Here is a 21,321-nt window from a genome sequence, read left to right on the forward strand (position 1 = left end):
GACGGGCGCCAAACCGGGCATGCTACGGCAATTAGAACAACCAAATGCCCGGGCTTTGCGAGGAATGGCGGCATCGTCATCCGAATTTCAAACGAAAATTTTGCGTCGCAGCGTCCTTCCGGACGAATACAGACTGTATCGAGCGGCGCTCGAATGGGACCTGACCGACCCCATCGTCATCGAGACACGCAAGGACCTCAAATCCGAAAAGCGGTGGCAAGACCACCTACAACCCTATCACCATCAGGTCACTAACCTCATCACCTTTTGCCGCCGCCTCCCGGTGACGCTGCTCGCCGACGACGTAGGCCTGGGCAAAACTATTAGCGCCGGACTGATTGCCAGCGAACTTATCGCGCGAGCGAGGGTCTCCAAGATCCTTATCGTGTGTCCGAAACTGCTTGGACCGCAATGGCAGGCGGAATTACAGGCAAAATTCGATGTCCCTGCTCAAATCGCCACCGGCAGAGAGCTGATAGCCGCCGAACCGGACGATGTTGGCGCGGTGATAACGACCTATGCTTCAGCACGCCTGCATCTCGAGAAGATCCCTCAAGATCGTTTCCAAATGCTGGTGCTCGACGAGGCGCACAAGCTGCGCAACCTCTACGGCGTCGATCCACCTCCGCAGGTCGCTTTGCGCTTCAAGGAGGCTCTTGAAAAGAGGCGCTTTCGCTACGTTCTGATGCTCACCGCCACTCCGATCCAGAACCGGCTTTGGGATCTCTACTCGCTCGTCGACCTCCTTACGGTAGCCCGTGGTCACCAAAATCCGTTCGGAAGCGAGGGGATGTTCGCGCGCAAGTTCATCGCCGACAAGCGCGATACGGCTCGTCAGCTCAAGGCCGAAGCTCGCGAAGAGTTTCGCTCGATCGTGTACGGTTACATGTCACGGGTGCGGCGCGGCGACGCGAAGCTGTACTTCCCGGATCGCGTCGTCCAGCTTCACCGGGTCGAACCGACTCTCGCTGAGCTCGAGCTTATCCGTGTCATCAGCAAACCGATTCAAAAGCTCAATCGGCTCGCCCAAATCGGAATCCTGCAGGCGCTCACCAGCAGTCCACATGCGCTGATGGCCCACCTCACCAACATGGCACGAAACGGGACCGTACCCCGGGAGCTTGCTGCTGCGGTCTGCAGCATCGTCGCTGGCATGAGCACCAGCGCGAAACTGAACGGACTCGGCACGCTGATTGATCAATTGATGCGTCAAAACCCTGAGCGATGGCGCATGGTGGTGTTCACTGGCCGGCTCGAGACGCAGACGACGATTCAGGCTTTCCTGGAGGCACGGGGCCTCAAGGTCGGAATCATCAACGGCAATTCAGGACAACGTAACCAAGACACCATCGCCCGCTTCTGGAAAAATCCGCCCGCCTGCCATGTGATCGTGTCGACCGAAGCGGGCTCAGAGGGCGTGAACTTGCAGATCGCCAACGTGCTGGTGAACTTCGATCTTCCGTGGAACCCGATGATCGTTGAGCAGCGCATCGGCCGAATTCAGAGGCTCGCGTCCGAACATGCGAGCGTCAGCATCCTCAACATCACGCTAAAGGGAACTTTCGAAGAGTATATCGTCGGTCGCTTAATGGAAAAGCTGCAGATGGCAGCGCATGCCATAGGCGACATCGAGTCGCTTCTTGAGGCGTCTGGCGTCGACGACGACGATGGGGAGGATTTCGAGGACAGGATCCTTCGGCTGGTGCTGGCGGCGCTCGCCGGTAAGGACTTTGAAAAGGCCACGAAGCAGGCAGAGCAAAGCATACTCGATGCGAAGGAAAAGCTGGAAGCGGAAGAGGCTAACATCAACGACATGCTCGGCAGCATGGATGGTGCGGAATATGTCGGACCGCGGGCTCCCAAGCTTCCTCCGATCGTGAGGTCGATGGAGCTACGGGAGTTCGCACTCGCCGGCCTCAAGAGCCTTGGAGCTACGGTGACGCCTAAAGAAGGCGGCCTTTATCTACTGGAAGAGGATACTGGCCGCGAATGGATTTGTTTCGAAGAAGGCGCCCGCAATGGCCGCGCCACCTTGTACGCACCCGGATCAGCCGCGTTTTCGAGATTGGTAAGCCGAATGATCGCCACTGGGGTTCATCAGGTGGAGGATATGGATGAGGACCCGGCCGGCCTAGCAAATGAAATCTCGCGTCGTTGGGTCGACAGCTTCGGCGCATCGCCCATCACGACAAAGGTGGAAGGGGTGCGCCGCTGCTTCGAAGGCAAAGCGCTTATCCGGGTGCGCGCGACTGTGGCGCACGACAGCTACGAACGCCTCGTCGAAGTGGAATGTCGGCCCGGCGAACACCGAGCACACGCCGTCCGGTCCGGTCTCTATAAATTGGCCGATACGATCGAGAACGCCCAACATCTCGGAATTGATACCGAACGGCTGGCCGATGCAGCCGGACGTGATCAAGGCATCGGCGAGTTCTGCCGTTTCTATGTCGAGCGGCGCGTTCAGGAGCTGGCGGCCGCTGGCGATGATGCTCGCAAACGCAAGAAGATGGAGGACGACTTCACTCCGCGGCTTGAATTGACGGTCGTCGCGTTGGAAGGCGGCATTCACCGCGAAGTCACCTCAGAGGTGCAGTATAAGTTCGACAAAGGCCCGCATTATGAGAGCCGTTTGACCGTGATACCGCGGACGGGCGATTGCCTTTCCGCTCCGGAACTGGGCCGATGCGACAGCAGCGGCACTCTCGCGCCAAAGGAATGCTTGGGCCATTGCGTCATGACCGGCGTGGATGTCTTGCGACACCTGCTCGTCACCTCAGAAATCAGCGGCCGGATGGCCCTCCCGGACCACGCGCTGCGCTGCAGCCTAAGCGGCAAACTCATCCTGACGGACGAAGCGGAACTTTCCGCGGTTACAGGAAATCCTGTCGCGAGCTCGCTTCTCAAGACCTGCGTTTTGACAGGAAAACGGGCAGAACCAGAGCACTTCGGTCGGTGCGAGTTCACTGGCATCGAGCTACTGAAGAGCGAATTGGCCGTCAGCGACATCTCGGGCAAACCCTATCGTCGCGACCAGAAATCGAAGTCAGTAGTATCTGATCAAACGGGCCACAAGGACGAGTTTCTCCTTTGTCATGAGACACGGCAACCGATAACAAAACAAGAGGCCGAACGGTGCGAAATCACCGGGAAGTTCGTTCGGCCCGGCGTGCTCGAGCGCTGCAGCACCACCGGGAAAGCCGTCTTACCGTCTGAGCTGGAGCGCTGCGCGGTTGCGGATTCTCGCGTGCTGAAAAGGTTACTTGTTATCAGCAGCGTTTCTGGCGCTCGCATCCAGCATCAACTAGCGATCCGTTCGGCTGGCGGCAAATACTGTGCTCCGGCCGAAGCTAGACCCTGCACGTGGAGCGGGCGCAGATCGCACCCGGATGATCTTAGGGTCTGCAGCCTTACCGGAATTTCCTTCCACTTCGACTTCGCCGCCCCCGGCGGCAGTCCCTATCTTCAGCCGCTGGGTGATTTGCTGCATGGGGTGCGCCACACGACGGACGCATCAGATCGCTGGAGCGAGATCGCCCTAAAGGCATCCAACGCCTTGCGCGGAGGCCGCTGCCGTGTGGAATCCGCCTTCACTTCGCCGGATAGGCGGCATCTAGCCCTATGCACTGAGGTTCGCACGCTGTTGGGCTTGCGAGTTCAACAGGCGGGTTTGCTGTACTCGATTGAGGAAGGATCTTTCGTCGGCCGCTTGGCCTTAGGCAAGCGCACGCCGAAGGGATGGATCCAGTCGGCTGTCTAGGCCTGGACCGAGCGCCTACCGGCATCAATCGGCAAGTCCTCTGATTCCGTCCAGCAACACTCGGGTGGCGCGACAATCGTCCTCGTTGTAGTCGAGTATGCGTTGCCGGATGACCGGACTTCGTTCCCGACACCAGCGGTCGAACCATTCGACGGAAGCGGCTCCCGAGGGATGCGTGTCCCTCCACGCAAAGCCTAAGAATTTGGCCAAGGTTTTGATCGAATGATCTCTGGTGGGCCATTCGGTCGCTTTCAGAACGATATCTCCGTAGAGATCAATCGCCCGTCGTGGGTCGAACAACTGTTCTATATCCTCAGGTGTGCAGATGTCCGGATACTTCTGCTGGAGCTTCCGGTAGATTGTCCGTTCGTACTTGGAGTAATAATAGATCCCAGCATCTTCCCGAGAGGCAAAATAGTCGAGGGCTGCGGCGAAAGTCTCGCGTTCTGCTTTCGGCGTCGGCTCGTCCGCAAAGAACGAAACGAAGCGCTCAGTGTCGTTGTCTCCATTCTTCCGCTCAACAAATCCATGCAGGTAGCAAACTCCGCGGAGCGGATCGACTTCGATATCGAAGAACAACTCGACCGAGAAGGAGTCCAGCCTTATGGGCAGGCGCAAATAGGGCTTCGGCGAAGAAGCCTTCAGCATGACGGCACGTGCCTGCAAAGCCCGGAAGCGATCCGCTCCAACGCCGGCGAATACGGTCTTCTTGCCCTTGATGAACGCTTCCGGATCGATCGCCGCCAGGGAGGCGATCGTGGGTATCTGATCATTCATCGTGTCGCGATCTGATCGTCGAAGAAATGGGATCAACGTCAGATCGTCCGACGAGACGAGCTGTTGGATACAGAAACTATACCAATGGCAAAGTTTGCAGGCGCTGGCATAGCCGGGGAGCGGGACGATTTGCCGCGCCAGTATCGACCGCGCTTCGGCGAGCGCATTTTCGTAGTCACCCCAAAGATCTTGACTGGAAAGGTCGCTGAAATCGTACGTGACTTCATCCCCATGAACGTCCAAGACGAACGCCCGACGTCCCGCCGAAAGATTCAATTGCTCAAGGATATCGACATACAGCCCGAGCTGGACAGCATAATGGCGCTTCGGCCTGCCGTCCTGATCGTCATCTCCGCCCTCCTTGCCGCGCCCTGACTTGATGTCGCCCGGGACGTAGCCGCCGACCTCTTTGCGTAATAGGTCGGGCTTACCAAGCAGATCGCCGGCCCTTATGCATCCTCCGTAGATTAGGGGCTCGCCCTTGCTCATAGCGTCGAGCGTGAGCCGCTCACGGTCGACCTCGTTGGCGCCCGAGAGATCGACAAAGGGGACTTGCAACTTCGAAATCGCGTCCTGCTCAAACAGACTCCCCCTTTCCCAGAGCAATCGGACGAAAGGACTGATCTGGTCTCGCTTTGCGGACTCGCCGAACGCGTCCAAAGCAAGACGCTGCGGGCATTCGACGAGGTTGTACAAAATCGTAGCCGTTACGGTCACGGTCTAGCTCCGAGCGCTTGATCGAGAAGTTGTCCCATGTGCGGGCTACAGCGAGAAAAATCGAGCTTAGCTGAAGCTATTTTGAAGCAGCAAACTATACATATGTGGTCGGCGCAGCCTAAATGAAGTTCTAAATCGGAGGAAGCTAGGCTAGCATTACAGTTGTAATTTTTGCTTGAGATGCGCTTTGCGCGCGTTGGCTTGATGAGCCCTGCGCCAGGATGACCATGCGAGGATGTGGGCATGCGGGATGCGCCGCTGGGCGAGCTTCATGGCGATGCGGCGGATTTCCTGGATCGACCAGCGGATCAAGAACGATGCTTCGGTCGGGGCCGCGGTCGCGTTTTTTTAAGCAATGCTCCGGTGTTGGCCCGATGACGGATGACGGCCATCGTGGCGAAGGCAAGCATGACCAGTGAGACATGGCGATGCCAGCCATGCCAGGAGCGGGTTTCGTTGTGATCAAGACCGAGCTCGTTCTTGGCGGTTTCGAAGCTGTCTTCGATGGCCCAGCGATGGCCTTCCACGGATACCAGCTTCTGCATGGACGTGCCCTTGGGGCACCATGTGGAGAAGAAGGCTAAGCTGTTGTCGGCAATATTGCGGCGGATCAGAAGACCTCGGGTCCATTCCCCGGCAAGGTCGTCGTTGTATTCGCCGGCGTCGAGATCGGCCAGCTCAAGATAGGCCCAGTCGTGCCAGCGCGGACCTTTGGTTCCTTCGCCGGACGGCAGGCGGCGCCAGGCCTTCTTGGGAAGGCTCTGCGCGATCGTAGAGGCAGTGCCGGCGACAGGCTGCTGCTTGCCCCAGGAATAGAACACGTGATTGGAAGCAACCCCCAGAACAAGCCTTTGCCCGCCTTGCGCAGCAGGGTTTCGATCGCTCCCGTGCCATACACGCTGTCCGCTGCTACGAACGAGAACGGCACCTTTGCGGCGATCGCGCGAGCGATCATTTGATGCGCGATCCGGGGCTTCGTCGCAAAGCTCACATCGCTCGGGACATGTGCGGCCTTCAGGCGAGCGGGTTCGTCCGTCCATTCCTTTGGCAGGTAGAGCGCCCGATCGATGAAGGCATGGCCATGCCGCGACACATAGGAGGCAAACACTCCGATCTGGCAATTGGTGATCTTGCCCGCCGAGCCAGTGTACTGGCGCGCGACCCCACACGAGGCCTTGCCCTGTTTCAAAAAGCCGGTCTCATCGATGACCAGAACCGCGTCCTCGTCACCCAGCGTTTCCAGCGCGTACTCACGTACAATATCGCGCAGCGCGTCGGCATCCCACTGCCCCCGACCCAGAATCGCCTGCTGGCGCCACGGGCCTGGATCGCCAGCCGCTTCCGCCCGCATCCAACCCGTCTTGCGCGGCTCGTTGCCCAACAGTCCGTCGAGAAATTGCCCCGCCGAGGCCGCGACCCGCTCTTGCGTAAACAGCGGACGGATGCGTTGCTTGGCATCTCGCAACGACGAAGCCCACAGCGTCAGCGTATCCTCAACCGACGCGCCACCAATCATCAGATCCCGAATCATGGTCGCCCATAGATTCAGAACCTTCAGGAAGATGCAACTGTAATGCTAGGACGTGGACTCATTAACGCGAAGCCATAGCCTGATCGAGGCGAGCTGAACGAAAGCAAGATAGTTCGCTGCCAGCTTGTCATAGCGAGTTGCCACGCGACGGCACTGTCTGATCCTGTTGAAGAACCGCTCGACCTGGTTGCGAGCGCGATAGAGATACGGGCTGAAGCAGATCGGATCGCTACGATTGCTCTTTGGCGGGATGTTGGCCCACGCGCCCTTCTTCATCGCAAGTTCTCTGATCCAGTCGGCGTCATAGCCACGGTCGGCGAGTAACATTGCCCCGGATTTCAGACGAGACAGCAGTTTTCCGGCTAGTCGAACGTCGTGCGCCTCACCGGGGCTCAGCGCCAGCCGTACCGGCAGACCATTGCTATCGACCACCGCATGAATTTTGGCTTTCCGGAATATCGTGTTGAAATGCGATCATCCACGACACGGAAAGCTCGGATTATCGTGTTGAGAGTTACCGTGGTGGCCCTCAAAGCAGTCGGCAAAAGGCTGGCCAATCGGATGCGATTGTGCTAGGTTACATGTAACCAACAAGGAGGACGGATGGCGACGGCATCAAGGCCCAAGCCTGGTCGGATGAAGGTGCGGGAACATCGTGAGAGGCTGCGGGCACAGGGCTTGCGACCTATCCAGATTTGGGTGCCCGACGTGCGGTCTTCATCCTTCCGCAAGCAGGCTCATCGTCAGTCACTTGCTGTTGCGGCCAGCAGCCATGCGCGCGACGATCAGGCTTTCATCGACGACGTGTCCGACCTGGACGATGAATGAGACGCGGTGAGATCTGGACCGTCGCTGGCGGCAAGGATTACGCAGACAAGCCGCGCCCCGTCGTCATCGTGCAGGACGACAGGTTCGACGCGACCGACACCATCACCATTTGCGCCTTCACCACCGATCCGACGGATGCGCCGTTGTTCCGGCTCATCATCGAGCCGAATGAGCGCAACGGCTTGCTCTCGACATGCCGGCTGATGGTAGACAAAATCACAACCGTTCCCAAGGTCAAGGTCGGCAGGCGTGTTGGGCGTCTCGACGACGAGAATATGGTACGGCTCAATCAGGCAATGATGGTGTTCCTCGGCATGGCCGTATCCCCCAGGGGCGGAAGAAAATGAAGCCATGGCCGCCGCCTTAGGCGCCGAGCCGCCCACACGGACGGCCATTCCCAGAGCATGGACATTTCAACACGAAAATCCGGATAGGCTGAATTTTGCTCGTCAAGCCGCCGCGTGACCTTCCCATCGATTGGCGCTGGTTTCTCGTAACGCAGGCTCCATGCTGGTGCACGCGGACAATAGATGTGTCGATCATCTGGACAGCGGCATCATGAGCAGTGGCAAGTGCGTCTATGATGCGGCCCCAGACACCAGCCCGCCGCCAACGGACGAAACGGTTATAGCAGGTCGTGTAAGGGCCAAAATGATCCGGCAGATCGCGCCAAGGTGCCCCGGATCGCAGGACCCAGAAGATGCCGTTTAAAACACGTCGGTCGTTTACCCGAGGAACGCCACGAGGCTTGTTTGGCAGCATCGGCTTGATGGCAAGCCATTCATAGTCGGCGAGTTCGTAGCGCATGATTCGTCCCCCAGTTTGGGAGTTTGAATCATGGGGGGCGGTCCAAGCGCAACGCTTCTGGCCTGGCTCGGCGCTCTCTGGGCAAAGCTTCAGCTAACCGCCCACTTGGTCGTTGTCACGGTGCGCGGCGATGAACATGGCGACGGCCGACCGGCAATAGGATTCGATTTCGTTATCGTCCTCTGCTTTCGCCTGATCGAAGCGTGCGATCATCAGGAGATCGGATCCTTTGAAAAGCGCGGCGAACAAGCGGGCGGACCGGAGAGGATCGGGCACGTTCAGAACCGCCTTCGCGTGCAACTGACGCAACAGGGCCTCGATTTCGGCGATGACATGGGCGGGGCCGGCTTCGAAATGGAGCTTGCTTAACGCGTTTTGACTCGTCTTGTCGGCCATGACCATGGCTTCGAGGCTGCGGACGTCTGATCTCAACAGCGTGCGAAGCAGTGATGATCCCACCGCCACGAGCTGATCTTCGACCGAACCGTCGACGCCTTCAAGAAGGGCCTGTGGTGCAAACAACTGTTGGCAGCCGGCCGCCATGGCCTCGCCGAACAGCGCCTCCTTGTTCTCGAAGTGCCTGTAGATGCTGAGCTTGGATATCTTCGCTCGCTGGGCGACCTTGTCCAATGTCGTCGCTTGAAAACCCAACTCCACAAAGAGCTCGCGCGCGGCGTCGATGATGGTTTGGCCAAGCGCCTCGTTGGCGGGCCGGCCGCGCCGGCCCCGGCTGTTTTCGGTCACGGAAATTCCAGTACTTGACAGTATCCTAATTCTTGAATTACGATACCATGAAGTATCTGAAATGTGCAAGCCAGGGGGTAGGGTGACTCCTTCGATGCAACGACGAGCCCTGCTGAAGTTGGCTGCGCTTTCCGCCATCGGCCTCGCCCGCGCTCAGGCCACCGCCAAGCCCAACTCGTCTCCCTCCATCCACAACACGGAGCCCATCACCATGGATGACGTCATCATCATCGGCGGCAGCTTTGCCGGTCTCGCCGGCGCCTTGCAGCTCGGCCGCGCCCGCCGCAAGGTCACCGTTCTCGATACCGGTCTGCCACGCAACCGCTTCGCCGGCCACTCGCATGGACTGCTCGGCCACGATCACAAGCCGCCGCTGGACATCCTGGCGGAGGCGCGGCGGCAGCTGGCGCGTTATCCCGCGATCAAGCTTGTCAGTGCCCGGGCCGACAGCGTCTCCGGCGCCATCGACAATTTCTCTGTCCTTACTGGCGATGGTGAAAGCCTTGCGGCGCGTCGTCTGATCCTGAGCTATGGCGTCGCCGACCAGATGCCTGATGTTCCGGGCTACGCCGAAAGCTGGGGCACGTCCATCGTGCCATGCCCCTATTGCGACGGCTTTGAAGTCGCCGGCCAGCATTGGGGCCTCGTCTGGTCCAGCCCGCAGTCGCACAATCAGGTCAGGCTGTTCCACGATTGGACTGACAAGTTGACGCTCTTCGCCGATGGTCACGACATTCCGCCCGATATCCAGGCCGATCTGGCGCGCCGCAACATACCTCTCGTCGATGGCCGGATCGTCGAGATCGCCCATCACCAGGGCCATATCGCCACCGTCAATCTCGATACCGGCCGCAATGTCGCGGTCGACATCCTGTTCGCCAATCCGCGCAACAAGCCGTCCGCAAGCCTGCATGAAACACTGGGCCTTGCCACCGTGGCTACGCCCGCCGGCATCGTCCTCAAGGTCGACGAACGCCGTCAAACCAGCACGCCTGGCATCTACGCCGCCGGCGACCTCACCACGCCCTTCTTGCCCTCGGTCACCCAGGCATCATCGCAGGGCGCGATGGCGGGCATCTTCGCCCAGCAGTCGATGCTGGTTTGAGAGCACAGATTCCCTCCTCCCGAACTCAGGATCTCCGATGACGGACGACCTCCCCCTTGTGCTCCTCCATGGCTCCGCCACCGGCTCCCACTCCTGGGCCGCGGTCCGCACGGGTCTGGAGGCGCACGGCGCCAGGGTGTTGGCACCCGACATGCTCGGCTACGGACGGTCGCCGACACCGAGCAAGGCGTGGCAGCTAAAGGACGAGATGGCCCACCTGCGCGGCTGGCTCGACATGCAGGGCGTCGGCGCGTTCCACCTCGTCACCCACTCGATCGGGGCCTTTGTCGGACTTCACCTGCGGCTGGCCGTCGGGTCTCGCGTGGCGCGCCTCACGTTGGTCGATCCTGTGGTCGTCAGCGTGCTGCGCGTGCCCGGGGAGGAAGACGCCCTGCGCGAGGTGCAGACCCTCTGCGATCGGTTCATGCGCGCGCTCCCGGATCACGATGCGGCCGCCTGCCTGTTGGTGGAGCACTGGAGCGGCGCCGGCGCGTGGAACGCGCTGGGCGAGAAGGGCCGTGCGCTAGTTGCAGGGCTCGCACCGCGGCTGCGGCTCGATATGACCGCCAGCGCAGCCGATCGGACCACGCTCGCCGAGCTCACCTCGACCGCGGTGCCGACCTCGGTGCTCGTCGGAGAGCGAACGTCGGCCGCTCCGCGGTCGGTGAGCCGTCTGCTCGCGGAAGCGTTCGACGCTCGCACGGTCGTTGTCCCGGGGGCTGCACACATGATCCCACTGACCCACCCCGCCGCGGTCGTCGAGGCGATTCACGCCGACATGGTGGCATCGTGAGTCGCGCCGAGCGCTCGCTCGATCCCAGGTGATCGGCCTCGAACAGCCCCGTCAATCAATTCAACACCAATTCCAGGAGTCGCCAGTGAAGTTGTCCGGTCACACCATTCTCGTCACGGGCGGGAGCGCCGGTATCGGTCTCGCGGAAACCTTGACATGAAACACTCCCATCCCATCCTTGTCACCGGTGCCGCTGGCCAAGTTGGCGCGATCGGACCGAGCGTGACGAAGTCTCTGCTGGAGCGCGGGCTGAAGGTGCGCGCCATGCTCCGCCGGGATGACGGCCGGGCGGAATCGCTGAGGGCACTTGGTGCCGAGGTGATCGTCGGAGATCTGTTCGACCTGGACGCGGTGCACCGCGCCGTGGATGGCTGCAAGCGCCTGTACTTCAGCATGTCGGTCAACGAGAAGTATCTCGAGGCTACGACGAACGTGGCGGTGGTTGCCCGACACCATGGCGTCGAAGCATTCGTCAACATGTCGCAGATGACGGTCTCGGAGATGAGCATCCGCGAGACCGCGCGCAGCCCGCAGCACAAGCAGCACTGGCTGGCCGAACAGGTCTTGCAGTGGAGCGGCTTGCCGGTGGTCACGATGCGTCCGACCGCCTTCATGGACGCGTTCTTCTGGCGATTTGCCGTTCCGACGGTCACCGCTCAGGACGCGCTGATGTTGCCCTTCGGAGAGGGAAAGACGTCGCCAATCGCCGCCCACGATGTTGCGCGGTGCGTGACAGAGGTGTTGGCCAATCCCGAGTCTCACCTTGGAAGGGTATACGAGCTGACCGGTCCCCGTGCGGAGACGCTTCGCGAGGTCGCCGAAGATTTCACAAGAGTCTTGGGGCGTCCAATCACCTACAAGAACATTCCGTTGGAACCGTGGCTGGAGAGCCTGCGATCCATTGGCGCATCCGCACACGTGGTCGCGCACTTGGAGTCGATGGCACTGCTGCACCGGGACGGCCGATACGACCGATCCTCGGGCGATGTGGACCTGCTGACTGGTGTGCCGCCGATGTCGATCGAGGACTTCGTGCGCGCGCATCAGAACGACTTTCTGAAGGCAGACGCGCGCAAGCCGTAATCTTTCGCTTGTCGGCCGGATGAACTGCATCGTCTCGGAAGTCCACGGCGGTCGCCACTGCGCCCAGGGATCGGGTAGCTGGAGGCGGGATCGCTGGAGACGATGATCGCTTTGACATCGGATGGCTTAGTTGAGAACCATCAGAACAAGGATATGTCATGGCACAGCACAATGCCGGTCGGGTCGCCGACTGGAATGGCCAAAGCGGGCAGCGCTGGGTCGCCCACCAGGCCCGGCTCGACGCCAGGCTGGCGGTGTTCGGCCAGGCCGCGATCGAAGCCGCCGCGCCCGCGGCGGGCGAGCGCGTGCTGGACGTCGGCTGCGGCACGGGCGCGTCGAGTCTGGCTCTGGCCGCTTGCGTCGGCGCGGGGGGCCAGGTGCTGGGCGTGGACATATCCGAGCCGCTGATCGCCCGAGCGCGCGCGCTTGCGCCAAAGGATACCCAGGTCCTGTTCCGGGTAGCCGACGTCAGCAGCGCCGAGCTGCCTGAGGGCGGGTTCGACATCCTGTTCTCGCGTTTCGGGGTGATGTTCTTCGCCGATCCGACAGCGGCGTTCGCCCATATGCGCCGCGCGCTCCAACCGGGCGGCCGGGTCGCGTTCGTCTGCTGGCGCGGCGTGGCCGAGAACGATTGGATGCGCCTCCCGATGGGCGCGATCAGAGGCATCGTCCCGCCGATGGCGCCGCGCGATCCCGAAGCGCCCGGTCCATTCTCGTTCGGCGACCGGGGACGGGTGGCTCGCATCCTGACGGCGGCCGGCTTCACCGATATTGCTATCGAGCCATTCGATGCTTCCGTCCCGTTTGGCGAGGGCGCGACGCGGGACGCGGCGATCGACGACGCGGTGAAGATGACGTTCGAGGTAGGCCCGCTGTCGCGCGTACTCGCTGATCAGCCCGACGACATCCGCGCCCGCGCCTCGGCCGCGGTTCGTGCCGCCTTCGCGGGCCGCCCCGGCGAGCGGTCGGTGATGATCAACAGCGCGACGTGGATCGTCACGGCGCGCAATCCGGCAAGCTGAGGGATTAAGAGGGGAAGACGCCCCCGCTCGGTGGCCTTTGGCCGGTCAGCGGGATCAGATGAGGGCGTATCCGCGGTGTCGGAGCAAAGCGATTTATGAGTACGCGCCCTAGGGATTCGTGCCGAACTGTTCCGTTGCGCGGTCGCGGGGGCCTTCCCGACCTACACGGAGTTTTTCAATCGGATCCATCCCGGCAAGCAGATGGGCAACTTTCCCTACCAGACCCATTTCAACGAGATCGCGAAGGAAGAGCGTGACCTCGGATATTCGGACATCACCTTGCTTGTCAGGGGAGTGAATGGATTTCCAGACCAGATCGATTTTCGCGATGCTCGGAAGGGGCCCGACGACGATCAGCTCCCAAGTCTGCGTGCCGGCACAGACAGGCTTATCGAACTCTACTGCCCGCCGCGCACTCCGAATCCTTACTGATCTGCAGAGCCATTAGCTCACCAAACCTCGCGCCCGTTCGCGCTCATTCGCGAAAACCGAGACACAGGGACCTCGCCGGACAAGTCCTCATTTCCGGCCTTGCACAGGCGTTGAACAATTGTTATATTTTGTTCAACGCTGGAGGTTGCTATGGTTATGCGGACCCGCACGTCGACAGAGACCGAGGAGCAAATTGCGCTTAAGCGCAACCGGCTCGTGCTCGAACAGGCGCGCGCCGTCGGGCTGCTCGGTGAGGCAAAGAACACGCGCTTGTCCGGCCGCGTGTCGGCAGGCCTGATAGAAGCTGCAAAGAAGCGGGCTCACGTATCTTCCGATACCGAACTTCTAGAGCTCGCGTTGTCGCGTCTGGCGCTCGAGGACGATTTCGGCGCGCGTCTTGTCAGGCGCAAGGGAAGCGTCCCGGCAGATATCGATCTTGCCATTTGATCTCCAGGGAACGTTGCGGAGGCTGAAGCCGCACAAGCGTTTGGAGCGGTTGACGCGACGAGCAGATTCCGAACTTGCTTGGGCATCCGACGAGCCGCTCATCGGCGGCGCGCTAATTCTCGATACCAGCGTTTACCTCGACGTCTTGCAGGCACGCACGCCGGCCGCCGTCGATGAATTGCTGACATATCGCGTCTGCTACCATTCGGCCGTCTGCCTAGCCGAACTAACGCATGTCTTCGGGCGGCTCGATCCGGCCCACCCCTCAACGAGTGGGGTTCTGCAAACGGTACGCGATTTGATTGAAGACATTCCGCAGCATCGCTTGCAATCTGCAGATACGGCGATGTGGGGCGAAGCGGGAATACTTGCGGGCGAGCTATTTCGTCTCAGCGGCGCGCCGAAAGGTGCGGGTCATGAGCGGAAATACCTCAACGATGCGCTCATCTATCTCCAGGCGCGGGGTATCGGTGCCAGCATATTGACAGGGAATGTCGGCGACTTCGACTTCCTGAACCAACTTGCTCCAGGCGTTCCAACCATTCTGTATCGGCATGCGTGAGCCAATGAGTGAGCGTCGAACAGGCAATTCTGGTCGCGAAGTCTGCCGAGCCGACAGGAGCCCTCCAGCCGCCCGCAGGAGCCTGCGACGGGCGTGGAGGTAGGCCGCGTTGGGCTGCTGCTTGGGCCGCGGCAGACTCCGATTGAAGCAGAAAGACTCATATCGAACGAGAAACGACAGCCCCGACGGCTCAACATCCTCCAACTGCGGATAATTCGGTTTTTCCATCACCCCCACACCGTAGTCCGGATAGCTTTTTTTTGCTGAACGGGTGCCAGGTCGGCTGAGATCGCGGCGGCAATATTGGCTCCGTCGTGCAAAAAATAGACTGACGTGACAAGGCACAACCGATACAGCTCTCCAGGACTATCTCAAGGACTACAACCTGAGGTAGATCAGCGTTTCCGATTGCCCCGCTTTGATCGCCGAACCGGAGCAATCTAGCCTCTGGTCGACTGCGGCGTTAAGCTTTGGACGGAAATGTCCGGTGAATCGGCATCAGCCATAAATTCGTGCCGGCCAGTTGGCCTCGCCAGCGTGGCTTCCGCGAGTTCGCGGTCCGGTGATTTCAAGGAGATATGGCCGTGGCGAGGATGGTAGGTTCCCTTCCCAACACGATGTCCTCGCCGCAGACTGGCGAGATCTTAACTCGTGGCGTGCGACCGTTTGAGGTCACGTATCGGGGGCAAAGTATTACTGTGGACCTGCCAGGATACTACCCGGAGGCCGAGGGCGAGGGTGTGCATGTGGGAGACGATATGAGCGTCGTCGACTGCGCTCGGCGCGCTGAAGAAGAAATTGGGTAGCTATTGAACCAGCCGCTGTGCGATCAGTGGAGCACCCCTTGCTAACCCAGATCTACGAAATATCCACCCCGGACGAAGCGCGAGCGGTCTCGAAAATCGGAGTTGACCACATCGGCGTCCTGGTCGGCGACGGCGAGTTCCCGCGCGAACAGCCTCTCGCCCGGGCGGCCGAGATCGCAGCGGCGATATCGGGTCCATCGAAGTTTTCGGCGCTCTTTCTCACGGCGAGGGAGGACTTCATCATCGAATGGGCGCAAGCGTTGAATCCTGCGATTGTTCACTTGGGCGCAGCGCCTGAACTACTCGATCCGGCTCAGATCGCGGCTATCAAGGCTGCGCTGCCTGATAGCATGATCATGCGGAGCGTGCCGGTGTTCGGGGAGGAGAGCGTCGAGATCGCCCGGAGCTACGACGGTATTGCGGACTATCTTTTGTTAGACAGCCATCGTCCTTCAGACCGGCAAATTGGTGCGCTTGGCGTGCCGCACGACTGGACCATCAGTCGGCGCATCGTCGAACTGGTGAGTAACCCCGTAATCCTTGCCGGGGGCCTGGGTCCCGACAACGTCGCGCAGGCGATCGCGGCCGTCCGGCCGTCCGGTGTCGATTCAAAGACGAAGACTGACCGAGACGGCTCTCACACAAAGGATTTGGAGCGCGTAAGACGCTTCTACGAAGCGGCGCACCCGCTCTGAGCCGCATTGGTTCCCGCTAGGTTGGCTGCCCGAGAAGGCGATCCCCGCGTAGCCGCGAAGTCAGAGAGGCGGTTCTTGGCGCAGCACTCAATTGCTCTCCCCAAGCTCCCCATGGTTGGCTTCCCCGAGCGATTGCAGGAGGCGCGCAGCGTTAGCTGGACTCTTCAGAAGATGGATCGTCTCCAGAAGACCCTCGTAGTCTTCCTCGGATATAAGAACTATGTTGCGAGAATTCTGGCGGGTTACAAGAAGGGTTGCGTGGCCGTCGCAGACCTTATCATATAGCCTGAAAGATCGTTTTGAAACTCGCTAAGAGACATATGTCATTGCTTTCACTCAACCGGATGTTGCTACAAGATATTTGACTGGAATGACTTAGCCGTCGTCGTCAGGGCCAGCGATCTCGTCGAGCGCGCTCATAACCTGGTGCATTCTCTCCACGTCTCTGAGCTGGACGTGGATGATCTCACCGACGTAAGCCTGAACGTCCTTACCTTCACGGGCGGCCGCTTGGGCTAGCCGGCTGTACAGCTCTTCGTCGATCTCAAGGGTTACCGGCACCGGTCGTCCTCCGCATGCCGGCCGAAGATATCAAAATCACGGACAAGAGCCTACCACGGAACGCTCATAGTTAGGGACTCCTGAGAGAAAAGGTGCGGTTCTCGTCAGGAAGAGGATTCCGACTTGCAGCCGCGCCTCATAGTCTCTCTTCAGAACAGGAGAGAGTTCATGAAAGCGCAGGACTTTTGGGCCATTTCGCCAAGAAGATCGCGAAGCCGATCGCCTAGACGTATCTGATGAATGACCGCGGGATTTACATTGAGCGCAACTACGTGGTCGAGCCGTAGCTGTCGATGAAAACACCCTTCATGCAATGGTAACGCTGAAGAGCGAGACCATGCGCGCGGGCCGGGACAAGCCTCCCCGGCCAACTGTTCTCTGTGGCGAAGTTGAGATCCCGTTTCAGGACGGCGATTCAGCACTGGAAGTGCTAGCAATGGCGATTGCCGACGCCGACTTCAGCGAGAAATGCATGCGTTTTGCGAACGAAAACGTCATGCGCCTGGCGTTCCAGGAGCTGAATGCTCGGCGAGCCGACTTGGAAATGCATCGGATCGGCATCATCAAGTTCTGAGGGGCGCGGGAACCGGTCAGGCGACGGCCGAGGAGGCGAACCGGCCAAAGGGCCATCCTCGCCCGCATCTACTATCCGGATTTTCGTGTTGAACTGCCCCTTGGCGCCTCCGCGTGACGGCCGAGGACGAACTGGCTGGCGTCAACGACGCGGCCGTGGAAGGCGAGGTCCGGGATCTTCTGCTTTGTCAGCCTTGGCTGACGTACGGGTCCGATTCGTTCCAGGGCACCGTACCATCGCTCACGAGCTACGTTCGGCCTGAACCACAAGCCGGGAATCCGGCCCGACATGAAGGTCGATGCTAAACCGATCGCCGGGGTGGGCTGCGTCTATCGCCGCACGCCAAACCTTCCCCCATGCGCGCGCCAATTCATCGGACCGTACACGGCAGTCGCGCAAAAGCGGTACGCGGAGCTCACAACGAACATCGCTCTCCTGTCCGCGCCGGATCAGAAGCTTCGTCGCGCGAGACCTTCCAAAATCCTGAAGAGCGTCGACGAGCTGTAGCGGCAGCGGATCGCCATGAGCGTCCTCGTCGTTCCAGATCGCAATCGTGAGCGTCTCGATCGCCATGCCCTCCTATAGAGGACCGTGCGCCGCTGCCCATACTCCATGTAACGTTTACTCCATCTCGGAAGGCAAATGCGGCCCCAATAAAGCCGCAGACGCGGCGAAAACAAACTGCTGAGTGTTAGGATTATTACCTAGCCTGCTCTTCCCCGGTCAGACCCGATGCAAGCGCCTTTGCGTTGGAACGGCCAGCGGGAAGGATGGCAGGCGAAGGTGTCGGCAAAGACATGAGCCTTGTCGAACGCGCCCTTCGCGAGCTAAGATTGCCCGAGTCCGATAGCCACGCCTGCTATCGTGAGTACATGGACAGAGCGAACGAATATCGAGCGGCTTGCTCCGGTCCAAGAATGTAACCGCGCCTTCGCTCAAATTTTGGCTTTCCGGATTTTCGCGTGGAATTGGCCGCGTCCGAACCACAATCTAGTTGAGGATTATCGTGTTGGTGTTCCCTGGTCCGGGCTCGGCACCCGCTTGACCAATCCTCGGGCTGTATCTACATTGTATCATCAATGTCGGAGCCCGAATATGAAGGTAGCATTTCAGAAGTGGGGCAACAGCCTGGCACTGAGAGTTCCAAAAGCATTCGCCGATGAAATCGGTGCCAGCGACGGCAAGGCCGCCGAAATGACCGTGAGCGACGGCAAACTGGTGATCGAGATCGCGCGCTCGCCGCGGCGCAAGCGTCGCTACGCACTCGACAAGCTGGTTGCAGGTATAACGCCGGACAACCGTCATGAAGAGGTTGATTGGGGGCGACCCATTGGCAACGAAGTCTGGTAACTACTGTCCCGAGGCCGGCGACTTCGTCTGGATCGATCTTGATCCCACGATCGGCCACGAACAAAGCGGCCGACGACCGGCCATCGTATTATCGCCGCACAACTACAATGCCGCAGCCGGCCTTTGCGTGATCTGCCCAATCACAAGCAGCGTACGCGACTATCCCTTCGAGGCCAAGCTGCCCGACGGCGCCAGCTTTCACGGCGTCGTGCTCGCCGACCAACCCCGCAGCATCTCGTGGGAGAAGCGACCGATCCAGCATGCCGGACGAGCGCCTGACGTCCTGCTCACCGAAGTCCGTGAGCGTTTGGCCGCGTTGCTCGGAATCGACTGAACTCCCTCCCTTATCTCCGAGAGGGACAGCTTTAGATATTCCGCTTGGCCCATCTCCACGAAGCAGCCATGGAATCCACACGTACCAGCCCAATACCCTTGACTGCGATTCAACACGATAATCCGGATAGCCCAAATTTTAGCGATCTCTCGGACGGACCTTTCAAGGATTCGATTTATACGTTGGGTCATGAGCATCACGACCCCACTTCCCGTCCGCACGCCTCGCGCCCGCGGCCAAGCCGTCTCTCCCAGCCTGAGACCGGCGCGCGCAAGCGCGAGCTCCCGAACAGTCTCCTGATCTCAGGCAAAACACGCGGGCGGTGTCGCCTGCGAACGGCCGAACTTTGCCCGCTGCCCGCGGACGACCTCGCTCGTCCATGCGCCACGGGCGCAACGAAGAGGCAGCCATGGCTAGCGCCAGCTTACTCGTCACCGCCCCGCAATCACCGTACCGGGACTGAGAAATCGAAATCATTCGGTCCGCAGACCAAGCAAGTCCGCCAGGCGGTCTGCACCGAGGCGACGACCGGCTTCATCATCGGAAGCCCGTCCATCTCGTCGGGCCGCGAGCAGGGTCATCAAGAGATCAACGCAGAGGACGTCATCCGCATGATCGGCGGCAGCTACCGCCTAGCCTCGATCGCGGTCGACATCGCGACGGAGGAGTTGGCCCGGTAGACCCGCCGGCTATCTGACGAATTATAGGTGCGACGGCGCTTGTGGCGGCGGCGCCACTAGGAGGCGCTGCCTGCATCCAGCCCACCGGGTCGAAGGTCCAGAACCTGGATCTGCGGCTTCCCATCTCCCTTGAGAACAGCGGCGACTCGTTCCGGAAAGAGCCGATGATACTTCTCCACGAGCCCCTTCTCGGTGCGCCAGCCTGCGTCGCGCAACTTGTCTGCTAGGGGGCGGTCGATAATGACGTATCGAATTCCAATATCAGGAGGCGCGATGGATATCTGCCTCAGTCGGTGCTCTGGCTCAATGTGCATCGCGTCCACAATGACGTCTCGTCCCGTTTGCAGCACGCCGGAGCTTCCTGCACGCACCTGATGAAACACCCAGGCTTGATGCCCCGGAATCTCGCCGTCGGCCTTTTTTTCCCGTCTGATCGCGTCTGACGATACGACCGCGGCCCCCTGTTCCGCCGACCAGGCAGATTTGCCGGCCCCACTCGGGCCGACCGTTAGGGTCAACATCTGACCGCATCTCGGCCAATTCCAGCCTGGAATATCGCTATCAAGCGCGTGTTCGTTTGCTTCGTAGTGTTCTGAAAAGCGCTGGATCCGGCTCGCTGCTATGACATTGCGGTGGCACACCGCATTTCGAGTCCATCGCGCAATTCGCGCCAGTTCATATTCGGGAGGAGTCATGACCTCCTTTGTGAGCTCCATCATGTCGTGGAATTCGAGCTTCCAAAAGTCGGTAACAGGCTCTGCTGCGCGGTCGCCGTACTGTTTGAGCAGAGGCGTTTCGGGCGAAACTTTCTTGGCGAGGGCGTCCCGGTACTTCGATATCAGTGACCGAAGGATGCGATAGGTGAACGGCAGAAGTATGCTAGCCTGAGCGCTCCAAACCCGCCTTGCTATATGGTCCCTGAGCCCATGTTTCACGGCTGCGATGGCGTGCGCCGTTGGTTCATCGTCCCAGTAGTCGACAAGACCGTTCTCCCAACACGGATACGAAAAGGAGACTTGGTCGGCAAGACGCTCCAGTAATGCGAAAGGGTCGAGCTGATCGGAAGTCTCCCAAGCGATCATCGTCTCCAGAAGTTCGCGAGACCAAGCAGCCACATCGATCGCAACTGCATGGCCGACGCGAGAAGCCAAATCGGATGTGGGGCGCGCTCCGATACCTGTTACGTAGCTGACAGTGTCGTACCGGTCGACGCAGCCGAGCGTCGAGACGAGGTTCGCGGGGCCGCGGAGTTCTGCGATTGCCTCGCTGGTCAATTGATTGGGCAGTACGACAACCACCACCGGTCCAATGACCGCGTCGCTGGCTCGTTCCGAATGCAACTGCCGCAGGAAAAGACTCCAACGCCGTATCTGGGCCGGATCAATCCCGTCCACAATCAACGCTTGGTCGACGAGGCCGGGATGGGCCGCAAAATCTGAGATTGAGCCGATTTCGACGGCGGATATCCCGAGCAGGCCCGCCAAAAGGTGCGGAATCGGTTCGGTTTGGTCGAGCCGCGACACGTCTAGGATCGCACCCTCCAGGGATAATTCCGCCCTGAGCTTTTGTTGAATGGCTTTGCACATCCCGGCAGGCCGTGGATAAGGCGCCGAGACGCAGACAACTCTGTCCCGATCTCCAACGGCATGCGTGACCTTGTTGATGACACTTGCAGGCCCGGGCAGATCCCACCACAGCTGAAGCCGTTCCATCGGC

21 protein-coding genes and 3 pseudogenes are annotated in these 21,321 nt (G+C 60.2%); 15 read left to right on the plus strand and 9 right to left on the minus strand.

Annotation, left to right across the window (positions count from 1 at the left end; genetic code table 11):
* The first annotated feature begins 64 nt into the window (after positions 1 to 64).
* Complete coding sequence (locus MTX19_RS36305; protein ID WP_280981486.1) at positions 65 to 3,757, plus strand: SNF2-related protein; 3,693 nt, start codon at positions 65 to 67, stop codon at positions 3,755 to 3,757.
* 24 nt (positions 3,758 to 3,781) lie between these two features.
* Here MTX19_RS36305 and MTX19_RS36310 read toward each other — a convergent pair whose 3' ends face one another.
* From MTX19_RS36310 to MTX19_RS36325, 4 genes and pseudogenes are all read right to left on the minus strand, one after another.
* Positions 3,782 to 5,251, minus strand: coding sequence for a TM0106 family RecB-like putative nuclease (locus tag MTX19_RS36310; RefSeq protein ID WP_280985725.1), 1,470 nt, complete (start codon positions 5,249 to 5,251; stop codon positions 3,782 to 3,784).
* Between the two features lie 156 nt (positions 5,252 to 5,407).
* Entirely contained in the window at positions 5,408 to 5,563 is a 156-nt protein-coding gene (locus tag MTX19_RS36315) for a hypothetical protein (protein ID WP_280978692.1), read from the minus strand.
* Positions 5,560 to 6,782: pseudogene (locus tag MTX19_RS36320) on the minus strand (IS701 family transposase). Before MTX19_RS36320 ends, MTX19_RS36315 begins: the two are co-directional and overlap by 4 nt.
* Positions 6,783 to 6,827: 45 nt before the next feature.
* Positions 6,828 to 7,229: pseudogene (locus MTX19_RS36325) on the minus strand (IS5 family transposase); the annotation flags it as partial.
* Between the two features lie 156 nt (positions 7,230 to 7,385).
* On the opposite strand from MTX19_RS36325, the gene MTX19_RS36330 reads away from it, so the two are divergent.
* Positions 7,386 to 7,610, plus strand: coding sequence for an antitoxin MazE family protein (locus tag MTX19_RS36330; protein ID WP_213290777.1), 225 nt, complete (start codon positions 7,386 to 7,388; stop codon positions 7,608 to 7,610).
* A complete protein-coding gene (locus tag MTX19_RS36335) occupies positions 7,607 to 7,957 on the plus strand; it encodes a type II toxin-antitoxin system PemK/MazF family toxin (protein ID WP_280981487.1) in 351 nt (116 codons plus the stop codon). The genes MTX19_RS36330 and MTX19_RS36335 overlap by 4 nt, the downstream gene beginning before the upstream one ends.
* Positions 7,958 to 8,048: 91 nt before the next feature.
* Here the strand turns inward: MTX19_RS36335 and MTX19_RS36340 are convergent.
* Both MTX19_RS36340 and MTX19_RS36345 read right to left on the minus strand, forming a co-directional pair.
* Positions 8,049 to 8,417, minus strand: a pseudogene (locus MTX19_RS36340) (IS5 family transposase); the annotation flags it as partial.
* Between the two features lie 93 nt (positions 8,418 to 8,510).
* Positions 8,511 to 9,161, minus strand: coding sequence for a TetR/AcrR family transcriptional regulator (locus MTX19_RS36345; protein WP_280981488.1), 651 nt, complete (start codon positions 9,159 to 9,161; stop codon positions 8,511 to 8,513).
* A gap of 211 nt (positions 9,162 to 9,372) precedes the next feature.
* Here MTX19_RS36345 and MTX19_RS36350 point away from each other — a divergent pair, with 211 nt between their 5' ends.
* From MTX19_RS36350 to MTX19_RS36385, 8 genes are all read left to right on the plus strand, one after another.
* Positions 9,373 to 10,266 carry an NAD(P)/FAD-dependent oxidoreductase gene (locus MTX19_RS36350; RefSeq protein ID WP_280981489.1) on the plus strand — a complete coding sequence of 298 codons (894 nt, stop codon included), beginning with the start codon at positions 9,373 to 9,375 and terminating at the stop codon, positions 10,264 to 10,266.
* Positions 10,267 to 10,303: 37 nt separating this feature from the next.
* Entirely contained in the window at positions 10,304 to 11,059 is a 756-nt protein-coding gene (locus MTX19_RS36355) for an alpha/beta fold hydrolase (RefSeq protein WP_280981490.1), read from the plus strand.
* A gap of 156 nt (positions 11,060 to 11,215) precedes the next feature.
* The gene (locus MTX19_RS36360) at positions 11,216 to 12,142 is read left to right on the plus strand and encodes an NmrA family NAD(P)-binding protein (protein ID WP_280981491.1); all 927 of its coding nucleotides are present in this window, start codon (positions 11,216 to 11,218) and stop codon (positions 12,140 to 12,142) included.
* A 158-nt stretch (positions 12,143 to 12,300) separates the two neighbouring features.
* A complete protein-coding gene (locus MTX19_RS36365) occupies positions 12,301 to 13,164 on the plus strand; it encodes a class I SAM-dependent methyltransferase (RefSeq protein ID WP_280981492.1) in 864 nt (287 codons plus the stop codon).
* Between the two features lie 201 nt (positions 13,165 to 13,365).
* A complete protein-coding gene (locus MTX19_RS36370; protein WP_280981493.1) occupies positions 13,366 to 13,596 on the plus strand; it encodes a hypothetical protein in 231 nt (76 codons plus the stop codon).
* A 150-nt stretch (positions 13,597 to 13,746) separates the two neighbouring features.
* Positions 13,747 to 14,043 carry a hypothetical protein gene (locus MTX19_RS36375; RefSeq protein ID WP_280981494.1) on the plus strand — a complete coding sequence of 99 codons (297 nt, stop codon included), beginning with the start codon at positions 13,747 to 13,749 and terminating at the stop codon, positions 14,041 to 14,043.
* Positions 14,033 to 14,605, plus strand: coding sequence for a hypothetical protein (locus tag MTX19_RS36380; RefSeq protein ID WP_280981495.1), 573 nt, complete (start codon positions 14,033 to 14,035; stop codon positions 14,603 to 14,605). Before MTX19_RS36375 ends, MTX19_RS36380 begins: the two co-directional genes overlap by 11 nt.
* An 844-nt stretch (positions 14,606 to 15,449) precedes the next feature.
* On the plus strand, positions 15,450 to 16,106 hold the full coding sequence (locus tag MTX19_RS36385; protein ID WP_280981496.1) for a phosphoribosylanthranilate isomerase: 657 nt from the start codon (positions 15,450 to 15,452) through the stop codon (positions 16,104 to 16,106).
* Positions 16,107 to 16,481: 375 nt separating this feature from the next.
* Here the strand turns inward: MTX19_RS36385 and MTX19_RS36390 are convergent, their stop codons facing one another.
* Entirely contained in the window at positions 16,482 to 16,667 is a 186-nt protein-coding gene (locus MTX19_RS36390) for a hypothetical protein (protein ID WP_280981497.1), read from the minus strand.
* A gap of 313 nt (positions 16,668 to 16,980) precedes the next feature.
* Here MTX19_RS36390 and MTX19_RS36395 point away from each other — a divergent pair, with 313 nt between their 5' ends.
* Positions 16,981 to 17,241: a hypothetical protein gene (locus MTX19_RS36395; protein WP_280981498.1), complete on the plus strand. Its 261-nt coding sequence runs from the start codon at positions 16,981 to 16,983 to the stop codon at positions 17,239 to 17,241.
* Positions 17,242 to 17,481: 240 nt separating this feature from the next.
* On the opposite strand, the gene MTX19_RS36400 is transcribed toward MTX19_RS36395, so the two are convergent.
* The gene (locus tag MTX19_RS36400; protein WP_280981499.1) at positions 17,482 to 17,814 is read right to left on the minus strand and encodes a hypothetical protein; all 333 of its coding nucleotides are present in this window, start codon (positions 17,812 to 17,814) and stop codon (positions 17,482 to 17,484) included.
* A gap of 522 nt (positions 17,815 to 18,336) precedes the next feature.
* Between MTX19_RS36400 and MTX19_RS36405 the strand changes: the two genes are divergently transcribed.
* The 3 genes from MTX19_RS36405 to MTX19_RS36415 all read left to right on the plus strand — a co-directional run bounded on the left by MTX19_RS36405 (position 18,337) and on the right by MTX19_RS36415 (position 19,605).
* Positions 18,337 to 18,591 carry an AbrB/MazE/SpoVT family DNA-binding domain-containing protein gene (locus tag MTX19_RS36405; protein WP_280981500.1) on the plus strand — a complete coding sequence of 85 codons (255 nt, stop codon included), beginning with the start codon at positions 18,337 to 18,339 and terminating at the stop codon, positions 18,589 to 18,591.
* Positions 18,572 to 18,925, plus strand: a complete 354-nt coding sequence (locus tag MTX19_RS36410; RefSeq protein WP_280981501.1) for a type II toxin-antitoxin system PemK/MazF family toxin — start codon at positions 18,572 to 18,574, stop codon at positions 18,923 to 18,925. Before MTX19_RS36405 ends, MTX19_RS36410 begins: the two co-directional genes overlap by 20 nt.
* Positions 18,926 to 18,993: 68 nt before the next feature.
* Positions 18,994 to 19,605 (plus strand): hypothetical protein, encoded by a 612-nt coding sequence (locus MTX19_RS36415; RefSeq protein WP_280981502.1) that lies wholly within the window; start codon positions 18,994 to 18,996, stop codon positions 19,603 to 19,605.
* Between the two features lie 56 nt (positions 19,606 to 19,661).
* Here the strand turns inward: MTX19_RS36415 and MTX19_RS36420 are convergent, their stop codons facing one another.
* Positions 19,662 to 21,317, minus strand: a complete 1,656-nt coding sequence (locus MTX19_RS36420) for an AAA family ATPase (RefSeq protein WP_280985726.1) — start codon at positions 21,315 to 21,317, stop codon at positions 19,662 to 19,664.
* Between the last annotated feature and the right edge of the window lie 4 nt (positions 21,318 to 21,321).

The sequence above is a fragment of the Bradyrhizobium sp. ISRA464 genome (assembly GCF_029910095.1).
In the GTDB taxonomy this organism is placed as follows: domain Bacteria; phylum Pseudomonadota; class Alphaproteobacteria; order Rhizobiales; family Xanthobacteraceae; genus Bradyrhizobium.

Excerpts from the sequence above, each read along its gene's own strand:
- MTX19_RS36350 (WP_280981489.1), top strand. The coding sequence starts at position 9,373 with ATGGATGACGTCATCATCATCGGCGGCAGCTTTGCCGGTCTCGCCGGC.
- MTX19_RS36400 (WP_280981499.1), bottom strand. The coding sequence starts at position 17,814 with ATGGCGATCGAGACGCTCACGATTGCGATCTGGAACGACGAGGACGCT.
- MTX19_RS36355 (WP_280981490.1), top strand. The coding sequence starts at position 10,304 with ATGACGGACGACCTCCCCCTTGTGCTCCTCCATGGCTCCGCCACCGGC.
- MTX19_RS36335 (WP_280981487.1), top strand. The coding sequence starts at position 7,607 with ATGAGACGCGGTGAGATCTGGACCGTCGCTGGCGGCAAGGATTACGCA.
- MTX19_RS36420 (WP_280985726.1), bottom strand. The coding sequence starts at position 21,317 with ATGGAACGGCTTCAGCTGTGGTGGGATCTGCCCGGGCCTGCAAGTGTC.
- MTX19_RS36330 (WP_213290777.1), top strand. The coding sequence starts at position 7,386 with ATGGCGACGGCATCAAGGCCCAAGCCTGGTCGGATGAAGGTGCGGGAA.
- MTX19_RS36305 (WP_280981486.1), top strand. The coding sequence starts at position 65 with ATGGCGGCATCGTCATCCGAATTTCAAACGAAAATTTTGCGTCGCAGC.
- MTX19_RS36415 (WP_280981502.1), top strand. The coding sequence starts at position 18,994 with ATGGAATCCACACGTACCAGCCCAATACCCTTGACTGCGATTCAACAC.
- MTX19_RS36405 (WP_280981500.1), top strand. The coding sequence starts at position 18,337 with ATGAAGGTAGCATTTCAGAAGTGGGGCAACAGCCTGGCACTGAGAGTT.
- MTX19_RS36375 (WP_280981494.1), top strand. The coding sequence starts at position 13,747 with ATGGTTATGCGGACCCGCACGTCGACAGAGACCGAGGAGCAAATTGCG.
- MTX19_RS36365 (WP_280981492.1), top strand. The coding sequence starts at position 12,301 with ATGGCACAGCACAATGCCGGTCGGGTCGCCGACTGGAATGGCCAAAGC.
- MTX19_RS36370 (WP_280981493.1), top strand. The coding sequence starts at position 13,366 with ATGGGCAACTTTCCCTACCAGACCCATTTCAACGAGATCGCGAAGGAA.
- MTX19_RS36360 (WP_280981491.1), top strand. The coding sequence starts at position 11,216 with ATGAAACACTCCCATCCCATCCTTGTCACCGGTGCCGCTGGCCAAGTT.
- MTX19_RS36395 (WP_280981498.1), top strand. The coding sequence starts at position 16,981 with ATGGTAACGCTGAAGAGCGAGACCATGCGCGCGGGCCGGGACAAGCCT.